Below are 22,574 nucleotides of genomic sequence, written 5' to 3'. Positions count from 1 at the left end.
GCAGATGCTCGAACAGCCATCACGTTCGGATTGACGCCTGGCAACGCACCTGACGCACCCGCAGGCCGCGCGTTGCTTGAACACCTGGGGCCAGTGGAGCGGCCGGTTCATCTGCTGATGGATCGCGCTTACGAAGGCAATGAAACCCGCCAGTTGGCGCTCGATCTTGGCTTCGTGCCGGTGGTTCCACCCAAGTCCAATCGGGTCGATCCTTGGGAGTACGACAAGGAAATGTACAAACGGCGCAACGAAGTGGAGAGGCTGTTCCGTCGCTTGAAGGGCTACCGACGGATTTTCACGCGCTTCGAGCAGCTGGATGTCATGTTCCTTGGCTTCCTCAGCTTCGTTCTGGTCGTTGATGGGCTTCGAATGTGTTAACAGGCCCTAATGATTCGCTCTGATGCCACCTGTGCACAGGGCATGCGGTCATGCGCCTGCAAGAGCTGCGCAAGAACGACGTCGTTGGTGTTGACATAGCGCGTTTCGCTGCCAGGCACACAAAGCAACGGTCTCGCAACCAACACTTCTAACAGCGCTTGCGCAGTTGCTGGAAATGAAGCGCTGGCTTTATCCGTGCCGCTCATCTGCGACGGCTCGAAATACGCTGGCAGGCCAGAGGTATGCTTGAGCAGTTGCGCAAGGCTGATGTGTTCCCAGCGCTGCAGCAATCCGGGCAAATACTGTCTTGCCGGCTGACCCGGATCGATCAGTTGCATGATCAGCGTGCTCACAAACAGCTTGCTCACCGAAAACGCAGGAAAGATCTGCTCTGGCGTTACCGGCTGCTTCATGTCCATACCAGCAAGCCCATCGACGCCGCCAAATAGCGGCTTGCCGTTGTGCACAACAGACACCGCCTGCCCGACAATGCCGCAACGCTGACGGTTGACATGCAGCTGTTGGGTCAACGCGTCCTCAAGCGACGCAGGCGCGGCGATCGCCGGAAAACAGCACACCTGCGCGACAAGCATCCCCGCAGCGGCAAGCCAGCACAGCAGACGTTTGGACGGCTGACGCAATCGACGAGATTGCACTTGATGCTGCACTGGTGACCTGCCATCGAGCAGATCCATTTGCCTGCATACCATCGCTGCCGACCACATGCCCATCGCCCGCTCCTGCGTTGACGGCGCAAGTCTAGCAGCCCCTCAACAGGGGCTCAGTGCCCCGCTGCCGCCGCTGCACTCCCGGCACCGGCGCCGAACGGCCGCTTGGCCAGCCACAGGAAGAAGATGATTGCCAGAAAGGTCCAACCAAGCAGATAGAAGATGTCGTTGAAGCCCATCTGCGACGCCTGGTGGTTGATCATGTTGTTGAGCGATGCAGCGCCACGCTTCAGGTCGCCCTGCCCCATCGCAGCCAGTCGTTCCTGCATGCCGGGCGTGTACACCGAAATGTGTTCGGTGATGTGCGCGTGATGCACCTGGGTACGGTGTGCCCACAGGTAGGTGCTCAACGATGCGGCGAAGCTTCCGCCCAACGTACGCAGGAAGGTGGCCAGACCAGAACCTGCAGCGATTTCGCGCCCATCCAGATCCGACAGCAGGATCTGCAGCACCGGCATGAAGAACAGCGCCACGCCCACGCCCATCACCAGCTGGATGGTCGCCACATGGCTGAAGTCCACCTGCAGGTTGAAGTTGGAACGGAAGAAGCTGGTGAATGACATGAAGATAAAGGCGATGGTAGCCAGCAGGCGCAGGTCGAAGCGCAGCGCGTATTTGCCCACGAACGGCGTCATCAGCACCGGCAGGATGCCGATCGGCGCAGTCGCAAGGCCGGCCCAGATCGCGGTGTAACCCATGTCGCGCTGCAGCCATTGCGGGATCAGCAGGCTCACGCTGAAGAACGCGGCATACGCCACCACCATCGCCAACGTGCCGGTGCGGAAGTTGCGATGCCGGAACAGCTTGAGATCGACGATGGGGTCCTTGTCGGTCAGCTCCCAGATCACGAACACCACCAGCGCCACCGCAGCGACGCAGGCCAGCACCACGATCTTGTCGGAAGAGAACCAGTCCTCGTCATTGCCCAGGTCCAGCACCAACTGCAGCGCACCCACACCGGCCACCAGCAGGATCAGGCCGATGTAATCCATGCGCGGCTTTTCGAGCTGTTCGGGGCGATGCCGCAACTGCGAACCCACGATACTGCTGGCGATGATGCCCAGCGGCACGTTGATCAAGAAGATCCATTCCCAGCTGTAGTCGTCGGTGATCCAGCCACCGAGAATTGGCCCGGCAATCGGCGCCACCACGGTGATCATCCCCAGCAACGCCAGCGCCTGCCCGCGTTTTTCGCGCGGATAGATCGACACCAGCAGACTCTGGGTGATGGGATACATCGGCCCGGCGACAACGCCCTGCAACGCACGCGCCACCACCAGCATGCCCATGCTCTGCGCAAGCCCGCACAGCAGCGAGGCAATGGTGAATGCCAGCGTGGACCACACGAATAATTTGGTTTCGCCGAAGCGCCGGCTCAACCAACCGGTCAACGGCAACGCGATCGCGGTGCTGACCGCGAACGAAGTGATCACCCAGGTGGCCTGCTGCGAACTGGCGCCGAGGTTGCCGGCGATGGTGGGCAGCGAGACGTTGGCGATGGTGGTGTCCAGCACCTGCATGAACGAGGCCATGGCCAGGCCCACGGTGCACAACGCCACGCTGGCCGGTCGAAAACCCGCCGCGGGCGCCGGCGCCGCCGGGCCGCCGGGCGCGGTGGGAGCTTGCGAAGACATGATGGCTTAGCCCGCCTTGCTGGCAGCCTGCGACGGCAGGTTGTCCTGGATGATGCGTTGGACGTCGGCGTCGGCAGCCTTGAGCTGCTGCGCATACACGTCGGTGGAGAACACCGCAGCGTTGGCGAGCTTGGTCGGCAACACGCTGCCCTGCTGATCGTGCAGCTTGACTTCGACCTTCATCGACAACCCGATCCGCAGCGGATTGCTGGCCAGCTGCTTGGAATCCACTGCAATGCGTACCGGCACGCGCTGTACGATCTTGATCCAGTTACCGCTGGCGTTCTGCGCAGGCAACAGCGAGAACGCGCTGCCGGTGCCCAGACCCAGGCTCTGGATACGGCCGGTGTAGCTCACTCCGCCGCCGTACAGATCCGAATGCAGTTCCACTTCCTGGCCCAGACGCATGTGCTTGAGCTGTGTCTCCTTGAAGTTGGCTTCCACCCACACCTGCTCCAGCGGCACCACCACCATCAGCACGCTGCCCGGCTGCACACGCTGGCCAACTTGTGCCGCGCGCCGTGCGACATAACCCGACACGGGCGCCACCACGCCGGTGCGCGCATGATTCAGATACGCCTGACGCAGCTGCGCGGCGGCGGTCTGCACGTCCGGCTGGTTGGCCACTGCGCTGTCGTCCACCAACGCACGGTTACGCTCAAAGCTCTCGCGCGAGCCGCTCACGGCCGCTTCGGCCGCGGCCAGTTCGTCGCGAGCATGCGCGAGTTCTTCGTTGGAGATCGCGCCGGTGGCAGCCAGATCCTTACGCCGTGCGAAGTCTGAGCGCGCACTGCGCAGCGCGACCTCGCGTGCGGACAATTCGGCCTGTGCACCTTCAACACTGCGATACAGACCGCGCACCTGACGCACGGTCTTGGCAAGATTGGCTTCGGCCTGCTGCACTGCGCCCTCGGTGTCGGCCGGGTCCAGTTGCACCAGCAACTGGCCGCGCTCCACGCGCATGCCGTCTTCGGCGCCGATACTCACCACAGTGCCGCCCACCATCGGGGTGATCTGCACCTGATTGCCCTGTACGTACGCGTCGTCGGTGTCTTCGTGCCAACGGCCGACCAGGAAGTACCACACCACCAGGCCGATGATCGCCAGGATCGCCACAATGGCCACGATACGCAGCGCAGCGCGGCGCTTGCTGGGCGCGGCTGGTGCGGGTTGAGGAGAAGTTGAAGTCGTCTGGCTCATCGTCGATGTCTCAGGAATTCGGTTGTGCGGAAGTGGGCGCGGTGTGTGCGGTATCGCGCGCGGGCTCCGGCGTGAATCCGCCGCCCAGCGCACGCTGCAACCTCACCGAGGCCAGAAGTTGTTGAGACTGCAGCCCAGCCATGCGTTGGCGTGCGACGAGCACCTGCTCCTGCACGCGAAGCACTTCCAGATAGCTGCCGATGCCGGCGCGGTAGCGCTGCTGGGCCAGATCGAAGGCCGCCATGGCGGTCTGCACGGCGTCGTTCTGCGCCTGCGCGCGTTGCTGCAGCGAGCGCACGGCGGTGACCTGGTCGGCCACTTCGCGCAGCGCAGAGATCACTTTCTGGTTGTAGTCGGCCACGGCCAGGTCGTATTGCGCATCGCTGCCGGCCAGGTTGGCGCGCAGCTTGCCGCCGTCGAAGATCGGCAGGCTCAGCGCCGGCGCGACCAGACCGAACACCGAGCCACTGTCCAGCAACTTGCCGACATCCGGGTTGATCACACCGCCCAGCGCAGTGAGGTTGAGGCTGGGATAGAAGCGGGTCTTGGCGACCGCGATGTCCTTGTCGGCCGCCTCCACGCGCCAGCGCGCGGCGACCACGTCGGGACGACGGCCGAGCAGATCGGCCGGCAGCATGCTCGGCAACTGGGTGGCAATGCCCCCGCCCAGCACCGGGCGGGCGATGTCCAAGCCGCGATCCGGGCCCTGCCCGACCAACGCCGCCAGCGCAGTGCGGGCTTCGTCGATCTGCTGCTGCGCGGACTGCAGCTGCTGCTGCGCAGCCGGCACGCGCGCCTGCGCCTGACGCACCTGCAACTCGCTGTCGATGCCGGCGCTGCGGCGTTGCCGGGTCAATTCCAGCAGCTTCTGGGCGCGGCCTAATTCGTCATTGGCCAGGTCATGCAAACTCCATGCGTAAGCAAGCTGCGCATAGCCTTCGGCAATCGCCGACGACAGATTCAACCGCGCCGCCTGCGCATCCACTTCGGCTGCATGCGCCTGATCGACCGCCGCTTCCCACGCGCTGCGCTTGCCGCCCCACAGATCGACGCCGTAGCGGAACTTCAACGCGAGCTGCGCACTACCGCCGTATTTGCCACCGATCTCTTCGCCGACCAAGGATTCGGGCAGCTGCAGGCCGGTGTAGCCACCGGACACCGACAAGCTGGGGCCACGATTGGCCTGCGCAGTGTCGATACGGGCCTGCACCCGATGCAAGCGCGCGTCGGCCGCCACAAGGCTGGGGCTGTGCTGCAGGCCCTCGGCAATCAGCGCGTCCAGCTGCGCATCGCCCAGCGCGCGCCACCAATCGCTGGCCGGCCACGCGGCCGGGCTCAGCGTGGTTTGCTGCGCCAGGGTGCGCTCCGCATGCAGCCTGCTGGGATCCAGCACGCTACCCTGCGGGGTTAGGCCACGGCTGCTGGCACAGGCGGCCAGCGCCAGCGCAAGGGCAGTGATAACGAACGGCCGCGCCAAGCGCATCGAGCGCGGGCGCAACGTCTGGGTCGGGGAACTAGCAGCGTTCATGCGTTGAGTGCATCGCGGACACGGATGAGAAGTGAGGTAAGAAGTTCGCGCTCGGGCGCAGACAGATCGCGCAGGCCTTGCTCGATGGCGCGTTCGCCGCGCAAGCGCAGCCGCTCCCAGAGCGCCACGCCCTGTTCGGTCATGACAATCTGCAGTGCGCGTCGGTCCTGCGCGTGCGGCTCGCGCCGTACCGCGCCCAGCGCTTCAAGCTTGTCGAGCAGGCGGGTCACCGCGCTCGGGGTCTGGTCCAGCGCCAGCGCCAGTTCGTTGGCTGTGCACGGCGAGCGCACCGCCAGAACCTTCAGGCCCACGTAGTGGCTGAAGCCGAAATCGGGCAGTTCGCCCTTCATCTCGGCATCGAGCTGGCGCATTAGCGCATCACGTACCTGACGCAGCAGCAGGCCGAACGACGGCGCGGCGGTGGACGGCACATTCATGCACTGCATTTTTTCCGAAAAATATATTTGTAAAAGCAATTATACCACTGGGGATTAAACCGCCCGCAAGGATCTCCACCTCACGCGGCGTGCGTACTGGCGTGGTAATACAATTCGGCCAATGAGTATCGAAAACTCGCCAACCCGGATCGACGCATTGCCACCGGGCGTGCGCACCAGCTTCGAAAAGGCCGATGGCCCGGTGCTGATCGCGTTCCTGGCCGAGTTGCGCGAGGTCTGGGCGCCAGAAACCGTTTGGCACGCGCATGTCCGCGGCCAGCTGATGTATGTGGAACACGGCATGCTCACCGTGCATACCGAACAAGGCACCTTGTCGCTGCCGCCAGGCTGCGCGGGCTGGTTGCCGCCCGGACGGCAGCACACGGTCGAGCCGGCCGGGCCCATGCGCGGCTGGGGCGTGGGGGTGCGGCCCGATGCCTGCGTCACCCTGCCTGCGCAAGGCCGGGTGATCCGACTGACCGGCTTGGCCCGCGAGGCCATCATGCGGGCCGCCAGCTGGCCGCTGGATCAGCCGTTGGATGCCGCCCAGCAACGCCTAGCCGCGGTGTTGCTGGACGAGCTGCGGCAGGTGCAGATCGACCACCTGCACCTGCCGATGCCGACCGCCGGCTGCTGCGGATCGCCCGCTAGCTGCTCGACACCCCCGCCGACCCGCGTTCACTGGAGCAATGGGCCGACTGGGGCGGACTGTCGCCGCGCAGCCTGAGCCGGCATTTCCGCAACGAGACCGGCCTGAGTTTTGCGCAGTGGCGACAGCAGGCCCGGCTGGCGGAAGGCTTGCGGCGGCTGAGCCAGGGCAACGCAGTGGCGCAGGTGGCCGACCAACTCGGCTACAGCAGCCCCAGCGCCTTCGTCAGTGTGTTCCACCGCCATTTCGGCGCCCCGCCGGCGCGTTATTTCGCCAGCTCCCACGCGCGCGGCTTGGCATCCACCGCCGCATCCGGATAATCGGCGCTCTTCGAGTCCACGCCCCGGTGCGGACTCCTCCCACGCAGGACCTGGCTTTACATGACCGATCTGACCCGCCCCACCTTCCACGGCTTCGAACAGCTGCCGCTGCGCGAGTACGCCGAACGCGCCTATCTCGACTATTCGATGTACGTGGTGCTCGACCGCGCCCTGCCGTTCCTGGGCGACGGCCTGAAGCCGGTGCAGCGGCGCATCATCTTCGCCATGAGCGAGCTGGGCCTGAATGCCGCTGCCAAGCCGAAGAAATCTGCGCGCACCGTGGGCGATGTGATCGGTAAGTACCACCCGCACGGCGACAGCGCCTGCTACGAGGCACTCGTGCTGATGGCGCAGCCGTTCTCGTACCGCTACCCGCTGATCGAAGGCCAGGGCAACTTCGGCTCCACCGACGACCCCAAGTCGTTCGCGGCGATGCGCTACACCGAATCCAAGCTGACCCCGATCGCCGAAGTGCTACTGGGCGAACTCGCCCAAGGCACCACCGACTGGGCACCCAACTTCGACGGCACCCTGGAAGAGCCCACCTGGCTGCCGGCACGCCTGCCGCACCTGCTGCTCAACGGCACCACCGGCATTGCCGTGGGTATGGCCACCGACGTTCCGCCGCACAACCTCAATGAGATCGTCAGCGCGCTGCTGCGGCTGCTCGACAACCCCGATGCCACGGTTGCCGAACTGTGCGAACACGTGCTCGGGCCGGACTATCCGACCACCGCTGAAATCATCACCCCGGCCGCCGACCTGCGTGCGATTTACGAAACCGGCCACGGCAGCGTGCGCGCACGGGCCACATACAAGAAAGAACACGCCAACATCGTCATCGACGCGCTGCCGTACCAAGTGTCGCCGTCCAAGGTGATCGAGCAGATCGCCCAGCAGATGCGCGCCAAGAAGCTGCCGTGGCTGGAAGACATCCGCGACGAATCCGACCACACCAGCCCGGTGCGGGTGGTGCTGGTGCCGCGTTCCAATCGCGTCGATGCCGAACAGCTGATGGGCCACCTGTTCGTCACCACCGATCTGGAGCGCAGCTACCGCTGCAATCTCAACGTCATCGGCCTGGATGGCCGCCCGCAGGTGAAGAATCTACGCCAGTTGCTGAGCGAATGGCTGACCTTCCGTAGCGACACCGTCACCCGCCGCCTCGACCATCGACTGCAAAAGGTCGAGCGTCGCCTGCACCTGTTGGAAGGCTTGTTGATCGCCTTCCTCAACCTGGACGAAGTGATCCGCATCGTCCGCAGCGAGGACGAACCCAAGCCGGTGCTGATCTCGCGCTTTGCGTTGAGCGAGGAACAGGCCGAATACATCCTGGAAACCAAGCTGCGCCAACTGGCGCGCCTGGAAGAAATGAAGATCCGCGGCGAGCAGGAAGCACTTGCCAAGGAACGCGCGCAGATCATGGCGATCCTGGAAAGCAAGACCAAGCTGAAGAAGCTGATCAAGGACGAACTCACTGCCGATGCCAAGAAGTTCGGCGACGCGCGCCGTTCGCCGCTGGTGCAGCGTGGCGCCGCGCAGGCCATCGACGAAACCGAGATGGTCGCCAGCGAACCGATGACGGTGGTGCTGTCGGAAAAGGGCTGGGTGCGCGCGGCCAAGGGGCATGAGGTGGATCCGGCCGGCATGTCCTACCGCGATGGCGACGGCCTGCTGGCGGCGGTGCGTAGCCGCAGCACGCACCAGGTGGCGTTCCTGGATTCGGAAGGCCGCGCCTATTCCACCGCCGTGCACACCCTGCCCTCGGCGCGTGGCAACGGCGAACCCTTGACCGGGCGGTTCTCGCCGGCGTCGGGCGCAGCGTTCCAGGTCATGGCCAGTGCCGACAACGCCACCCGCTTCGTGCTGGCGTCCTCGCACGGCTACGGCTTTGTCACCCGCTTCGAAAATCTTACTGGCCGCAACAAGGCCGGCAAGGCGATGCTCAACCTGACCACCGGCTCGCATGTGCTGACGCCGGCCCAGGTGAGCAACCCGCAAACCGATCGCATCGTCGCCGTGACCAGCGCCGGCAACCTGCTCGCGGTGCCGGCCACGGAGGTACCCGAACTGGACAAGGGCAAAGGCAACAAGATCATCGAGATCCCCAAGGCCAAGCTCGGTACCGAACGCGTGGTGGCAGTGGTCGCGGTAGCACCCGGCAACACGCTGCTGGTGCGCAGCGGCGCTCGCACGATGAGCCTGTCGTTCAAGGACCTGGACACGTATGTGGGTGCGCGTGCGAGCCGCGGGGCGCTGTTGCCGCGCGGGTGGCAAAAGGTGGATGGATTGGAGGTGCAGTAACTATTGCTCACTCACTTGGCGCGCAGCGGCGCGATTGAAACTGCGGTCGCCTCAGGCTGCTTACTTTTCCGGCGCGCGGCAGCAAGACCGGCATTTTTGTACGCCTCAAAGGACCTGAGGCGCGGCAGCACGTGTCGCGTTTCAGGAAATAAAACTGCTGCAGCGCCGGCATTGCATCACCCGCTCTTCTAGGTGTAACAGATGCAAGCGCTGAACTTACCGTCAACGCTGAGCACTGCATCAGAGCGCGCGTGACCCGCCATTTCGAATGAACACAGTGGAGACAGCCACTGACAAGGCGACGCATGGACACGAACTTCTGGTTGGAACGTTGGCAGCTCGGACAGACCGGCTTTCATCAGCAAATCGTCGCGAATGGCAAGGCACTCGTACTCCATGCCGAGCCGATACCCACGCTGCGTCAGCCAGACGACTGCGCAGCGTGGGCTGCCGGCTCAACCGGCAGCGTGGCCCTTGTCGATCTTCGAGGTCTGGTACAGCTCCAGACCGATGCGCTTGATCAGGCCAAGCTGCTGCTCCAGCCACCACGCATGATCTTCTTCGGTGTCCTGCAGCTGCTTGAGCAATATGTCGCGGCTAACGTAATCGCCGTGGTCTTCGCACAGCTTCATGCCGGCGGCGAGCGCGGCGCGCACTTCGTATTCGACGACCAGATCGCGCTCGAGCATCTCCACCACGGTCTTGCCGGGCGCAAACTCGGCTGGTCGCATGTCCGGGTCGCCTTCCAGAAACAGGATGCGCCGCAACAACGCGTCGGCGTGCTCGGTTTCTTCTTCCATCTCATGGTTGATGCGCTCGTACAGCGCCATCAGCCCCTGATCCTCGTAGCGGCGTGAATGCAGGAAATATTGATCGCGCGCCGCCAATTCGCCGCGTAGCAGCTGCTTGAGGTAATCGACGACTTCGGGATGGCCTTTCATGGTGTGCTCCAACGACGCAATGCGCGCATGGTGCCCTAAGCAGGCGTGCAATGATCTAATCGGAATCACTTTCAGTTGCGCTTGCGGCCAGACCCGCCACGGTCATGTCCGCCGACCGCACGTCAACCAAGCTCAAGGAACCGACAATGCGTAAATGGCTGGGCCGGCTGCTGCTGGGAATCGTACTGCTGGCCCTGACGGCCAGCCTGGCGCTCTATCTATTGATGCGCGGCAGCTTGCCGCAGCTGGATGGCGAGGGCGCCCTCAGCGGCCTGGCTGCGCCGGTCAGCGTGCAGCGCGATGGGCTCGGCGTGGTCACCATTGATGCCACAAATCAGCTCGATGCGATGCGTGCGCTCGGCTACGTACACGCGCAGGAGCGCTATTTCGAAATGGATTTGATGCGCCGCGCACCGGCCGGCGAGTTGTCCGAGCTGTTCGGCGCCAAGGCCGTAGACCTGGACAAGCGCAACCGCGTGCACCGCCTGCGGGCCCGCGTGCATGCCAGCCTGGACATCGCCGCCGGCAGCCAACGCGCTGCATTGCAGGCGTATACCGACGGCGTCAACGCCGGGCTGGCCGCGCTGCGGGTGCGGCCCTGGCCCTATCTGCTGCTGCGCCAGACACCGCGCGCATGGACACTGGACGACTCCATCCTCACCGGCCTGGCGATGTACACAGACCTGCAGGACAGCAGCAACCAGACCGAGCTAGCCGCCGCGCGCATCCGCGCCGTGGTGCCGCCCGCGCTGGCGGCGTTGCTTGACCACCAGGGCTCCAGCTGGGATGCGCCGTTGTTCGGTCCGCCGCTGGGCGATGCCAGTTTGCCGGATGCGACCACGCTGGACCTACGGCGTCTACCGCATCCGGCGACCGCACCGCACGCGGAAACGCCGATACCAGGCAGCAATAACTTCGCAGTAGACGGCAGCCTCACCACCGACGGCCGCGCCATCGTTGCCGACGACATGCACCTGGACCTGCGCCCGCCCAATATCTGGTTCCGCGCACGCCTGCGCTATGCAGACAGCAACGCGCCCGATGGCAAAGTAGATGTCACCGGATTCACCCTGCCCGGCCTGCCGGCGGTGGTGGTGGGCAGCAACGGGCATGTGGCCTGGGCGTTTACCAACAGCTATATCGACACCGCGGATTTCGCACGCATTCCTGCGCCCACGCCGGGCCACCCGCAGGCACTGACCACGCATGTGGAAACCATCCGCGTGGCCGGTGCAGCGCCGGTGCGTCTGGAGGTGCGCGAAGCGGCGTGGGGGCCAGTGCTGCACACCAACGCCGACGGCAGCGTGCTGGCGTTGCGCTGGGCCGCGCAGCTTCCGGGCGCGATTCGGTTGGACTTCGCGCAAATGAGCACAGCGGGCGATCTTCAGGCGGCGTTTGCGGTGGCAGACCGCTCCGGCATTCCGGCGCAGAACCTGCTGCTGGCCGATCGCAGCGGGCGTATCGCCTGGCGCCTGATCGGCGCGCGCCCGGAACGCAATGCAGGCTGCGGCCCAAGTGGAATTGCCGAACTCGCAACCTCGGCGCCCGCACCAAACGCAGCATCAAGCGCACCTGCAGCTGCAGCTGCAACACCTTCGACGCCCAGCGCTTGCCTGCCGTGGTCGCTGCGCAGCGACAATGCGCCTGCGCTGGTCGACCCGCCGTCGCATCGGCTCTGGACCGCCAACAACCGCATCGTCGATGCGCAGCAACTGGCCACGCTTGGCAATGCCGGTTACGACCTAGGCGCGCGTGCACAGCAGATTCGCAACGCGCTCTTCGCAAAGCAGCGCTTCAACGAACGCGATCTGCTCGCCATCCAGCTTGACGACCGCGCCGTGCTGCTCACGCGCTGGTGGCAGTTGTTGCGCAGCATCGTCGCCGACAGCAAGGATCCGGCACTGCAACAGATCGCACTTGCCATGCGCGATTGGGATGGTCATGCCTCCACCACTTCGACCAGCTACCGCATCGTGCGCGAGTTCCGCAGCAAGACCATCGATGCCGTGGAAGGCGGCCTGTTGGCACCCGCCCATGCCGCACTCGGCGAGGACTTCTTGCCGCCACCTCGCGCGCAGCTGGAAGGCATCGTCTGGCCGTTACTGCAACAGCGCCCAGCCAACCTGTTACCGCCAACGTTCGCAAGTTGGGACCAGTTGCTCAGCGATGCCGCGCGCAGCGCGCAGTCAAGCGTGATCGCAGAAGACGCGCAGGGCAAACCGGGCGGCCAACACAGCTGGGGCCAGCGCAATACCGCCGCCATCTGCCACCCCATCGCGCGTGCACTGCCCGCCCTGGCCAAGCGCTGGCTGTGCATGCCGCCCGACCAGCTGCCGGGCGACCGCGACATGCCGCGCGTGCAAGGCCCGGCCTTTGGCGCGTCCGAACGCATGGTGGTCTCGCCAGGCCACGAACAGGACGGCATCGTGCATATGCCCGGCGGCCAGAGCGGACACCCGCTATCGCCGTTCTGGGGCGCAGGCCACGACGATTGGGTGCATGGAAGACCCACACCGTTTCTGCCCACTGCCACGCGTTACACGCTGCAATTGCGCCCGCAGTAATAGCGACTAGCAACGCTGCTGCGTAGTGGCCAGGGAAAGAAAAACAAGAACGAAGAACGATCAAGCATCGCCGCTCCACAACGCCCCTCTCCCCTAGGGGGCGACGAGGCACGGATTGCGCGCCACTGGCGCGCGTGCCTTGGAGCGCCCGCGCTGCGGGCGCGGGGGTTGGGGTGAGGGTACGGCCATCACGCGGTATTGGATGAGTGCGCAATGTGGCCCTGCCCTTAGCCATTCAAAAACGCTCAGGCACACAAGCGCACGAGGCTTCGCACGTCCCCTCATTCGCCCTTCGGGCACCTTCTCCTCGCGGGAGAAGGGAGACCTCGCTCTCATACGTTCTGCTTTGCCTCATTTGACTGCCTTACCTGCCTTGCCTGCATTCCTGGCTTCTGCGACTTCGCGTCTCGCGTGTGTCCTTACGCGCGGGCACCTGCATTTGCACCAAAGCAAATCGCACATCAGCTAGCAAGCCCTTTTTGCGCAGCGCCGCAGCGACCTCTGCAATCCGGCAAACACATCATGCTAAGATGCATTTGATAACCATTCCCATTATTGATCAATGCGCCACACGCTTCTTGTCACCACGCTCGCTCTGCATACCCTGCCTGCTTTCGCTCAACAGACCACCGCACCCGCCGTGACCGCGCTGGATGGCGTGGATGTTGTCGGCCGTGCGCAGACGCTCTACAAATCCGAAGACGCCGCCGTCGCCACGCGCACCGATACGCCGCTGGCGCTGGTGCCGCAGTCGGTGCAGGTGCTGCCGCGCGAGTTGATCGACGACCAGGCTGCGCGGCAGATCACCGATCTGTATCGCAGCATCAGCGGCATCAGCTTCTTCAGCTATGCCGGGGTGACATTGCGCGGTTTCCGCCAGGAAAACGTGCTGTACGACGGCCTGCGCAGCGACCCGTATGCCGGCTTCTCGGTGCCGCAGCTGTTCAACATCGAGCGCGTGGAAGTGCTCAAGGGCCCGGCCGGTGCGCTGTACGGCGGCGGCGAACCGGGTGGTGTGATCAACTATGTCACGCAAAAACCCGGCCATCAGGCGGCGCGGCGCGTGGAGCTGCAGGTCGGCAATCAATCCTTCGGTGCCGCCTCGTTCGAAGCCACCGGGCCGGTGCGCGAAGATGGCCGCATCCGCTACCGCATCGGCGCCTATGCCGATGGCGAAGACGGCTTTCGCTGGAACACCGATAGCCAGAGCCAGATTGGCGATGCGTCGGTGGCCTTCGATATCGGCAACACCGGCGAACTCACCCTGCAATACACCGACATCACCCAAAACCTGGGCGGCAACCGCCTACGTGGCGTGCCGGTGGATAACGCCGGCAACTTCCTCACCGACCGGCGCTGGAACCACAACGAACCCCCCGACTTCCTGGACATGCGCGCCAAAGTGGCGTTCGCGCAGTACCGGTTTGCGCCGTCCAGCGCGTGGAGTGTGGACATGGCGCTGCGCTGGTTCAAGAACGACGAGCATCAGATCTATCACGAGCCGATGGGCTTGATCGACCGCGATCGCGATGGCACTGCCGAGTGGATGACCCGACAGTTGCGCAATCAATACCGCGACAACGATGCAATCTCCAGCAACGTCAACGCGGTGTTCCGCACCAGCACCGGCACGATCGAGCACACGCTGCTGATGGGCGCGGACTCCTACCGCCTTGACGCCAATTTCCGCGCGCAAACCGCCAATACCGCAGATACCGGACGCGTACGTGGCCCGGTGCCGGGCATCGATCTGTTCAACCCCGTGTACGGGCGCAGCGGCTTCTACGATTACGGTCTCCATAGCCTTCCCTGGCGCGCTACCAGCACGCGTAGCCAACGCTATGGTACGTATCTGCAGGACGAACTCACGCTGACCTCGGGCTGGTATGCGATGGCCGGGCTGCGCTGGGACGGCTTCAAGGACGACAACCTGCTGGACGGCTCGCGCGTCACCGGCAACGATCTCAGTTGGCGTGTCGGCAGCACCGTCGTGTTGCGCGAGGGCATCAACGCATATGCAAGTTACGCCAGCGGTTTCTTGCCGCAGGATGCCGCCAATCAGGACAGCAGCGCAGGTGGTCCGTTCGCACCAGAACGCAGCACGCAATGGGAAGTGGGCCTGAAGACGGCACTCAACGATGGCGGGCTGACCTTCAACACGGCGCTGTATCGCATCGAGCGCAGCAACATCTTGCAGGCCAACGGCCGCATCGTCGATGGTGTCAATCAACTTTCTGCGCTTGGTCTGGTACGCAGCGAGGGCATGGAAGTCGACGTGCTGACCGATCTCACCGAGCGCTGGGTACTTAACCTCACCTACGCTTACAACGATGCACGCGTGCTCGATGCGGGCACCAATGGCATCACCAATGCGTCCGGCAATCGCTTCGCCAATGCACCGCGCAACACCTTCGGTCTATGGACACGCTATGACCTGCCGGCATGGCGCTCGGCAATCGCCTTTGGTGCCGACTACGTGGGCGAACGCGTCAGCCTGGACGGGCAGCGCGTCAAACCCTATGCCATTTACGACATCAGCTGGCAGACGCATTGGGACGCCTGGAAACTGCAGATCAACATCAAAAACCTGTTCGACAAGGTCTATGCGGTGAGCGGATTCAACACCCGCGCCGGGCATTTCCCCGGCGAGCCGCGTCGCATCTACGCGCAGCTGGCTTATCGTTTCTGACGGTGGCGCAGCTGCTGTATGCGCTGCGTCCGTCGGCACATGCGATGTCGGCGCGCATCACGCGTGCGATACGCACGCAGCACCGGCATGACGCTCGCTTCGAGCGTTCAATAACACACGGTCTGCAGCTGGTCGCATGCACACGCATCCGCAAACGGCATGCAAACACTGCACTACGACCGCGCGCACCGCTGTTCGATAGACGATCGCGCTAGTCATTTTGTTCCCTCCGCAATGTGACGCACGTCAGACGTTGCAACCATATGCACAGCGAATGCAGCCTCAACCGCGACAAGGTGATGAACCTGCGCCGAATCGCGCGGCTACGCATGGGCTGGAACTTAACGTCCGGTGGGACACACTAGAGCACATCGCGATGTGGAGCCCTGCTCCACGCATCGCCCTCTTCCCCCCACTGATCGGAATCCGCATGCCTTTGCTTGCCCGCTCCGTTTCCGCCCTGTTGCCACTGATGTTTGCGACGGCCTGCTCGGCCGCGCCGCCAGCCAAATCCGGCCCGCCGGATGCGCCTGTGACTGCCTGCACCGCCAAAGTAAGTCCTGGACAGGACCTGCAAAAAGCCATCGACAAACTGCCGCAAAGCGACAAGCCGGCGGTGCTGTGCCTGGAAAAAGGCGAGTTTCCGCTCAATGGCATGGTGTCGATCCACCGCGGCAATTTCACTCTGCGCGGCCAGGGCCCCAGCACCGTGGTGCGCATGGCCGATGGCGTGCAGCAGCCGGTCCTGGTGGTCGGCGATTACGAAAACCAGCAGCCTACGGGCGTGATCCGCAATGTCAGCATCGAAGACATGCAGATCGTCGCCAGCACTGGCGACAAAGAGTTCATGCCCGAGCGCCCCTACCTGAGCAATAGCGCGGTGGTAGTGCGGTCCGGGCAAGGCATTCGGCTGGCCGGCCTGCAGGTCAACAAGTGCCGCAGCGCATGCCTGCTGAGCGAGTACGACACCCGCGAGATCACCATCGAAAACAACGATGTGTCCGGTGCAATCTGGGACGGCGTGTCGTTCAACCGCACAGCGAAGGTCACGATGGTCAATAATTACATCCACGACAACGTGGCTGCTGGTTTAACCACCGAACACCTGGAAGACAGCGAGATCCGCAACAACCGCTTCGAGCGCAATGGCAGCCAAGGCATCTATCTCTCGGATGCGCGGCGTAATCGCTTCAGCAACAATCAGTTCGATGGCAACAAGGTGGCCGGTGTATTCCTGGCCTGTGCGGTGCGGTACCGCACGCCGGAAATCCTGTGCTGGGATAACAGCGTGAGCCAGGACAATGTGTTCGAGAACAACCGCTTCGCCAACACGCCATTTACCTACACCATCGGCGTGGACCGTGCGGCCAACTGCACCGCGACCGACTTCAAGCCGAACCTGTGGCGCAACAACCAGGCCGATATGCCCGGCGTGGATATCGACCCGCAACGCTATGGCTATTGCGTGCGCCAGGAGCAATAAGACACGCGCACCAAGCGCAGCGGCCGGCCGTGCAGCAATGCACGCCGGCCGCTGCAGTTACGGCAGCCTTACGAGTCCATTGCCTGCGCGTGGACGCCGGCAATGGCGCGGCCCGATGGGTCTGCCATCGCGGCAAAACTCGCATCCCAGGCGATCGCGGTTGGCGACGAGCACGCGATCGACTTGCCTCCCGGCACGGTTTCCGCAGCCGACTGTCCGGGGAAAAACTGCTCGAACAAGGTGCGATAGAAATACGCTTCCTTGGTCTGCGGCGGGTTGACCGGGTAGCGTCGGTCGGCAGCGGCGAGCTCGCGTTCGCTGACGTTCGCTGCGGCATGCGCCTTCAGCCCGTCGATCCAGCCATAGCCCACGCCGTCGCTGAACTGCTCCTTCTGACGCCACAGAATCGACTCGGGCAGATAGCCTGCGAATGCTTCGCGCAGCACGCCTTTTTCCATGCGCGCCGCGCCGCTGCTGGTCTTGTCGATCATTTTGAAACTGGCGTCCATGCGCATCGCCACATCGAGGAACTCGCGATCCAGGAACGGCACGCGCGGCTCCACGCCCCAGGCCATCATCGACTTGTTCGCGCGCAGGCAATCGTAGTTGTTGAGCGCGTCGAGCTTGCGCACCAGCTCTTCATGGAATTCGCGCGCGTTCGGTGCCTTATGGAAATACAGGTAGCCGCCGAAGATCTCGTCGCTGCCTTCGCCGGAGAGCACCATCTTGACGCCCATCGCCTTGATACGCCGCGCCAATAAGAACATCGGTGTGGAAGCGCGAATGGTGGTGACGTCGTAGGTTTCGATGTGGCGAATGACGTCAGGCAACGCATCCAGCCCCTCTTCGAAGGTGTATTCGAAGCCGTGGTGCACGGTGCCCAGCGCAGCGGCGGCCACTTCCGCTGCTGCCAAATCGGGCGAGCCCTTCAAGCCAATCGCGAAGGAATGCAGGCGTGGCCACCACGCTTCGGTGGTATCGTTCTCTTCGACGCGGTGACGGGCGTAGCGCGCGGCAACTGCTGCAACCAACGAGGAATCCAGCCCGCCCGACAACAACACGCCGTACGGCACGTCGGTCATCAGTTGACGATGCACCGCACGCTCGAAGGCTTCGCGCAATTCCTGCAGTTGCACCTGCACACCTTCCACCTCGGCATATTCGCGCCAGGCGCGCTCGTAATAACGGCTCAGCGCGCCGGTGGCGCTGTCGTACCAATGGCCCGGAGGGAACTGCGCCGCATCGGCGCAATCGTCCACCAGCGATTTCAATTCCGACGCCACCCGCAGACGGCCTTCGCGGTCGTGCCCCCAGTACAGCGGCACCACACCGATCGGGTCGCGTGCGATGATCACCCGTCCTTCCGTCTTATCCCACAGCGCAAACGCAAAGATGCCGTTGAGGCGATTGAGATACAAGGCCGGCACATCTTCGCGATACAGCGCATTGATCACCTCGCAATCGGAGCCGGTCTGGAAGGCGTACGGCTGCAGCAGTTCGGCCTTGAGTTCGCGATGGTTGTAGATCTCGCCATTGACCGCCAGCGCCAGCTGCCCGTCTTCGGACAGCAACGGCTGCGAGCCGCCGGCCGGGTCGACGATGGCCAGGCGCTCGTGCACCAGGATGGCCCCGGCATCGACGTAGACGCCGCTCCAGTCCGGCCCGCGATGGCGCTGCCGCTGCGAACATTCCAGTGCCTGCCGGCGTAGCGCCTGCAAGTCGTCACCGGGTTGCAGGCCGAAAATACCAAAGATGGAACACATGGAAACACTCCTGAATAACTGCTGGGGTTGGCGGCCGGTGAGAGAGCGTGCTGCATGAAAATGACACCCATAAAAAAACCCGCATCGGCCGATGCGGGTTTTCTGATTCCTGGGCGTTTGGTGGACGTCGCCTAGTCGCAGACCCGCATCGGCCGCGTACGATTATTCGCGCGCAGATTGTTGCGGTTGGCGTTATTGAGGTTGGCAAGGCGAATGACCATGTCGCTGACGCTAACCGTTCGTTTTCACCGGTGCAACTGTTTCAGTGGCAACGACGGTGTGCACGCGACCCGCTCACTCGATCAGCAAGCGCTCGATCAGTGTGCGATACAGCGCTGGCAGTGCTTGCAGATCGGCAACGCGCACATGCTCGTCGACCTGATGAATGCTGGCGTTGACCGGGCCGACTTCGATGCACTGCGCGCCCAATGGCGCGATGAAGCGCGCGTCGGAGGTGCCGCCGCCGGTGCTCTCTTCCGGTGGCGCACCGGCAAACGCGCCCAACACCTCACGCGCGACGCTACGCAAGCGCCCTTCCGGGGTGTAGAACGGCTCGCCGCTGCGGTGCCAGCGCAGCGCGTAGTCCAGCGCATGCCGATCGAGCAGCGCGGTGATTTCCGCCTCCAGGCGCGGCGCGTCCCAGTGCGGCGTATAGCGCAGATTGAAGGCCACCTGCAGCTCGCCGGGAATCACGTTATTGGCGCCAGTGCCGGCATGGATATTGGAGACTTGCAGACTGGTCGGCGGGAAGCTTTCGAAGCCATCGTCCCATTGCCGCGCGACCAGTTCGGCCAGCGCAGGCGCTGCCAGATGGATCGGGTTGCGCGCCTTGTGTGGGTACGCCACATGCCCCTGCACCCCCTTGACGGTGAGCGTGCCGGACAAGCTGCCGCGACGTCCAACGCGCAACAGATCGCCCAAGCGCTCGGTGGACGATGGCTCGCCGGTAATGCACCAATCGATCGCCTGTCCGCGTTCGAGAAAGAGGTTGGCGACCCGGCGCACGCCATCGATGGCATCGCCCTCCTCGTCCGAAGTCAGCAACACTGCCAGCGTGCCGGCATGCGCTCGATGCGCGGCGACGAACTGCTCCGCGGCGACGACGAACGCGGCGACGCTGCCTTTCATATCAGCCACGCCACGACCGTACAGCACGCCGTCGCGGATCTGCGGATCGAACGGATCGCTGGTCCAGGCCTCGCGCGGGCCCGGCGGTACCACATCGGTATGCCCCAGCAACACCAGCACCGGCGCGCCGCTGCCATGCGTTGCCCACAGATTGTCGACCTCGCCCAGGCGCAGGTGTTCGCAGGCGAAGCCCGCGGCAGTCAAGCGCCCTGCAAGCAGTGCCTGGCAGCCAGCATCCTCGGGAGTCACCGAGGCGCGTGCAATCAGATCGCAGGTCAGATCCAGCACATCGTTCATGTCGTCAGGCCTTGTGTGATAACACGGTTGATTTATGCATCGCTGGAGCAGCATCGGGGCCATGCCAGCGCATCGCCTGCGCGCGCAGCGCAAAACGCTCATTTCCCGGAATGCGGCCGCCGTAGCTGCCGGTGACGACAAAGCCGCAACGTTGGTAGAACGCCTGTACCGCGTCAGTTGCTTCCAGCAATTCCAACGACAGGCCGTTCGGACGATCCTGCTGGACCGCTGCAACCAACGCGGCGCCAACGCCGCGCCGTTGCGCGTCCGGCGCCACGTACAGCCAGGCGAGCTTCTGCGCATCGTAGGCCACGACTCCCATCACGCGTCCGTCGAGCTCGGCCACGCGCAGCGTGTAGTCGAACAGTGATTCACGCTCGGCGGCAACCGGCAGGGGCAACAACGCTTCGGGCAAGCCGGCCGCCCGCAGCGCTTGCCGCCGCGCCGCGTCGTGCACGGCACACAGCTGGTGCCAGTCCTCGCACTGGTACGGCCGCACGTTCACTCGATGCCAAACCGCTTCTTGAAACCGTTGTCGGAGAATCCCTGGCTCAACGCGCCGTCGTCGGTGACGACCAAGGGCCGTCGGATCAGCTGCGGATATTCGCGCAGCAACAGCTTCCATTCGGCCTGCGAGCCAGGCGTCTTTTTGTTGTCCGGCAACTGGCGCCAGGTGGTCGAGGACTTGTTGATCAAGGCATCGAATCCGCCGGCCTGGTCGGCCCAGGCGACCAGCGTTTCCGGCTCGGGTTTGTGCTCGCGGTAATCGACGAAGGTGTAGGCCACGCCAAAGCGGTCCAGCCACTTGGTCGCCTTCTTGCAGGTGTCGCACTTCTTCAATCCGTACAGCGTGGTCATGGTGTGCCCTTTTCGACTGCGCGGCGCGCGCTTGCGCGTGGCGACAGGGTGTTTGCCAATTAATGGTATTCAAGGCAGCGTGCCGGCAGGAACACCACATCGGCGCGTTCTCCATGGAATTCCAGCGCCATCCGCAGCGGCGGAACCAGCCCTGCGACATCGACGCGGCGCAGCTCGGCAAGATCCACGCGCTGGGACCGTCCTTGTTGGACGATCTCCCGCGCATCGCCCGCATCGCAGACCTGTGCCCACCGCCTGGACGCCCATGCCAGACGCAAGGTCCGCACCCGCATGAATGCAGGCGCCAGCCAACGCAGCATGTCCAACTGCTGCGAAACGCCATCGCGCATCGGCGAGCCGGCAACGTAGACCGCACCCATCCCAACCACAGGGCCGGGAGGCGCCAACGGATCCAGCCACTGGGCGAACGCGACAGCATGGCGCCGACGGGCTGCGTGGCACTCAATCGGCCAGACCGCGCAGCAACTCGTTGACGCTGGTCTTGCTGCGCGTCCTGGCATCGACCTGCTTGACGATCACCGCGCAATACAGCGAGTGCGAGCCGTCTTTGGAGGGCAGCTGGCCGGACACCACCACGCTGTACGGCGGCACGTATCCATAGGAAATCTCGCCGGTGGCGCGGTTGTAGATGCGCGTGCTCTGGCCGATGAACACGCCCATGCCGATCACGCTGTGGTGGCCGATGACCACACCCTCCACCACTTCCGAACGTGCGCCGATGAAGCAGTGATCTTCGATGATGGTGGGACTGGCCTGCAGCGGTTCGAGCACGCCGCCGATGCCGGCGCCGCCGGACAGATGGCAATGCTTGCCGATCTGCGCGCACGAACCCACCGTGGCCCAGGTGTCGACCATGGTGCCTTCGCCGACATACGCACCGATGTTGGTGAAGCTCGGCATCAGCACCACGTCCTTGCCGAAGTAACTGCCGCGCCGCGCCACCGCGCCCGGCACCACGCGCACGCCGGCCTTGCGGAATTGCGCTTCATGGAAGCCGGCAAAGCGCGATTCCACCTTGTCCCAGAACGGCGCCGGCTGTGCATCGATCACCGCCATCTCGTTGACGCGGAAATACAGCAGCACGGCTTTTTTCAACCACGCGTTGACGGCCCAGCCGCCCTGCCCGTCCGGCTCGGCGACGCGAAATTCGCCGCTTTCCAGGCCGTCGATCACGCGCGTGACCATTGCGCGCGTGGAGCCGTCGATCTCGTCCATGGTCAGCGTGGCGCGCCGTTCGAACGCGCTTTCGATACCGAATTTGAGTTCATCGCTGCCCACCTGCGTTGCGGCGCTGTGCACGGCCTGCTCGGCAATCGGCAGTTTCTTTGCCGCAGCAGCTTTCTCTGCGGCCGGTGCAGAAACCACCTTGGTCGGCTGCTTGGCCACGCGCGGTGCAGTAGAAGACGCTTGCTTGCTGGCTGCCTTCTTTGCGGCAGGTGTGTGGCCTGCAGCGCTCGGTGCAGCGGCCTTGCTGCCGATAGCACCGGCAGCAGCGCTCTTTTTGCCGACGCCAGCAAGCGGCTTGGAGGCGGCAACCGGCGCCTTGGCAGCCTTGCCACGCGTTGCGCGCGTGGGCTTGGACGTTGCCTTGTTGGTGGTCGCGCTCTGCTTGGGCGCGGTCTTCTTGCTGGTGGCCATGGGGGTCTCCGGAG

General features: G+C 64.2%; 17 protein-coding genes and 1 pseudogene. 6 read left to right on the top strand and 12 right to left on the bottom strand.

All coding sequences use genetic code 11. The features are described 5' to 3' along the window. A partial coding sequence (locus tag WJW29_RS02845; protein WP_146766574.1) for a transposase occupies window positions 1-378 on the top strand: 378 nt, incomplete at its 5' end. Here WJW29_RS02845 and WJW29_RS02840 read toward each other — a convergent pair. Genes WJW29_RS02840 through WJW29_RS02820 form a run of 5 tightly spaced genes read right to left on the bottom strand, consistent with a single transcriptional unit; the run spans window position 375 to window position 5,905 of the window. Then, a complete protein-coding gene (locus tag WJW29_RS02840) occupies window positions 375-1,109 on the bottom strand; it encodes a serine hydrolase domain-containing protein (RefSeq protein ID WP_011258723.1) in 735 nt (244 codons plus the stop codon). The two genes, WJW29_RS02845 and WJW29_RS02840, sit on opposite strands and share 4 nt — an antisense overlap. 50 nt (window positions 1,110-1,159) lie before the next feature. Beyond that, window positions 1,160-2,740 carry a DHA2 family efflux MFS transporter permease subunit gene (locus tag WJW29_RS02835; RefSeq protein WP_011258722.1) on the bottom strand — a complete coding sequence of 527 codons (1,581 nt, stop codon included), beginning with the start codon at window positions 2,738-2,740 and terminating at the stop codon, window positions 1,160-1,162. A 6-nt stretch (window positions 2,741-2,746) separates the two neighbouring features. Then, window positions 2,747-3,940 carry an efflux RND transporter periplasmic adaptor subunit gene (locus WJW29_RS02830; protein ID WP_011408343.1) on the bottom strand — a complete coding sequence of 398 codons (1,194 nt, stop codon included), beginning with the start codon at window positions 3,938-3,940 and terminating at the stop codon, window positions 2,747-2,749. Between the two features lie 10 nt (window positions 3,941-3,950). Beyond that, complete coding sequence (locus tag WJW29_RS02825; RefSeq protein WP_011408342.1) at window positions 3,951-5,468, bottom strand: AdeC/AdeK/OprM family multidrug efflux complex outer membrane factor; 1,518 nt, start codon at window positions 5,466-5,468, stop codon at window positions 3,951-3,953. Then, window positions 5,465-5,905 carry a MarR family transcriptional regulator gene (locus tag WJW29_RS02820; RefSeq protein ID WP_011408341.1) on the bottom strand — a complete coding sequence of 147 codons (441 nt, stop codon included), beginning with the start codon at window positions 5,903-5,905 and terminating at the stop codon, window positions 5,465-5,467. The genes WJW29_RS02825 and WJW29_RS02820 overlap by 4 nt, the downstream gene beginning before the upstream one ends. A gap of 121 nt (window positions 5,906-6,026) precedes the next feature. Between WJW29_RS02820 and WJW29_RS02815 the strand changes: the two are divergent. Together WJW29_RS02815 and parC are read left to right on the top strand one after the other, a co-directional pair. Beyond that, window positions 6,027-6,874, top strand: a pseudogene (locus tag WJW29_RS02815) (helix-turn-helix transcriptional regulator). Between the two features lie 60 nt (window positions 6,875-6,934). Then, window positions 6,935-9,178, top strand: a complete 2,244-nt coding sequence (parC, locus tag WJW29_RS02810; RefSeq protein ID WP_011408339.1) for a DNA topoisomerase IV subunit A — start codon at window positions 6,935-6,937, stop codon at window positions 9,176-9,178. 455 nt (window positions 9,179-9,633) lie between these two features. On the opposite strand, the gene bfr is transcribed toward parC, so the two are convergent. Further along, window positions 9,634-10,119, bottom strand: coding sequence for a bacterioferritin (gene bfr, locus WJW29_RS02805; RefSeq protein WP_011408338.1), 486 nt, complete (start codon window positions 10,117-10,119; stop codon window positions 9,634-9,636). A 146-nt stretch (window positions 10,120-10,265) separates the two neighbouring features. Between bfr and WJW29_RS02800 the strand changes: the two genes are divergently transcribed. The 3 genes from WJW29_RS02800 (at window position 10,266) to hpaM (ending at window position 16,855) form a co-directional block, all read left to right on the top strand. Next, entirely contained in the window at window positions 10,266-12,683 is a 2,418-nt protein-coding gene (locus tag WJW29_RS02800) for a penicillin acylase family protein (RefSeq protein ID WP_012445169.1), read from the top strand. A 562-nt stretch (window positions 12,684-13,245) separates the two neighbouring features. Continuing rightward, window positions 13,246-15,372 carry a TonB-dependent siderophore receptor gene (locus WJW29_RS02795; RefSeq protein WP_011258714.1) on the top strand — a complete coding sequence of 709 codons (2,127 nt, stop codon included), beginning with the start codon at window positions 13,246-13,248 and terminating at the stop codon, window positions 15,370-15,372. Window positions 15,373-15,802: 430 nt separating this feature from the next. After that, on the top strand, window positions 15,803-16,855 hold the full coding sequence (hpaM, locus tag WJW29_RS02790; protein ID WP_011408337.1) for a type III secretion-associated outer membrane-bound protein HpaM: 1,053 nt from the start codon (window positions 15,803-15,805) through the stop codon (window positions 16,853-16,855). Window positions 16,856-16,923: 68 nt separating this feature from the next. On the opposite strand, the gene asnB is transcribed toward hpaM, so the two are convergent. The 6 genes from asnB to dapD all read right to left on the bottom strand — a co-directional run bounded on the left by asnB (window position 16,924) and on the right by dapD (window position 22,560). Next, window positions 16,924-18,618 carry an asparagine synthase B gene (gene asnB, locus WJW29_RS02785; RefSeq protein ID WP_011258712.1) on the bottom strand — a complete coding sequence of 565 codons (1,695 nt, stop codon included), beginning with the start codon at window positions 18,616-18,618 and terminating at the stop codon, window positions 16,924-16,926. Window positions 18,619-18,912: 294 nt separating this feature from the next. Continuing rightward, window positions 18,913-20,043, bottom strand: a complete 1,131-nt coding sequence (gene dapE, locus WJW29_RS02780) for a succinyl-diaminopimelate desuccinylase (RefSeq protein ID WP_011408336.1) — start codon at window positions 20,041-20,043, stop codon at window positions 18,913-18,915. A 4-nt stretch (window positions 20,044-20,047) separates the two neighbouring features. Further along, window positions 20,048-20,548 carry a GNAT family N-acetyltransferase gene (locus WJW29_RS02775; protein WP_011408335.1) on the bottom strand — a complete coding sequence of 167 codons (501 nt, stop codon included), beginning with the start codon at window positions 20,546-20,548 and terminating at the stop codon, window positions 20,048-20,050. Further along, window positions 20,545-20,901, bottom strand: coding sequence for a Spx/MgsR family RNA polymerase-binding regulatory protein (locus WJW29_RS02770; RefSeq protein ID WP_011408334.1), 357 nt, complete (start codon window positions 20,899-20,901; stop codon window positions 20,545-20,547). The genes WJW29_RS02775 and WJW29_RS02770 overlap by 4 nt, the downstream gene beginning before the upstream one ends. 59 nt (window positions 20,902-20,960) lie before the next feature. After that, on the bottom strand, window positions 20,961-21,281 hold the full coding sequence (locus tag WJW29_RS02765) for a hypothetical protein (RefSeq protein ID WP_011408333.1): 321 nt from the start codon (window positions 21,279-21,281) through the stop codon (window positions 20,961-20,963). 82 nt (window positions 21,282-21,363) lie between these two features. Then, window positions 21,364-22,560, bottom strand: coding sequence for a 2,3,4,5-tetrahydropyridine-2,6-dicarboxylate N-succinyltransferase (gene dapD, locus WJW29_RS02760; protein ID WP_012445174.1), 1,197 nt, complete (start codon window positions 22,558-22,560; stop codon window positions 21,364-21,366). Between the last annotated feature and the right edge of the window lie 14 nt (window positions 22,561-22,574).

The sequence above is a fragment of the Xanthomonas sp. JL1 genome, assembly GCF_038405005.1.
This window is presented reverse-complemented; position numbering and strand designations above follow the sequence as displayed.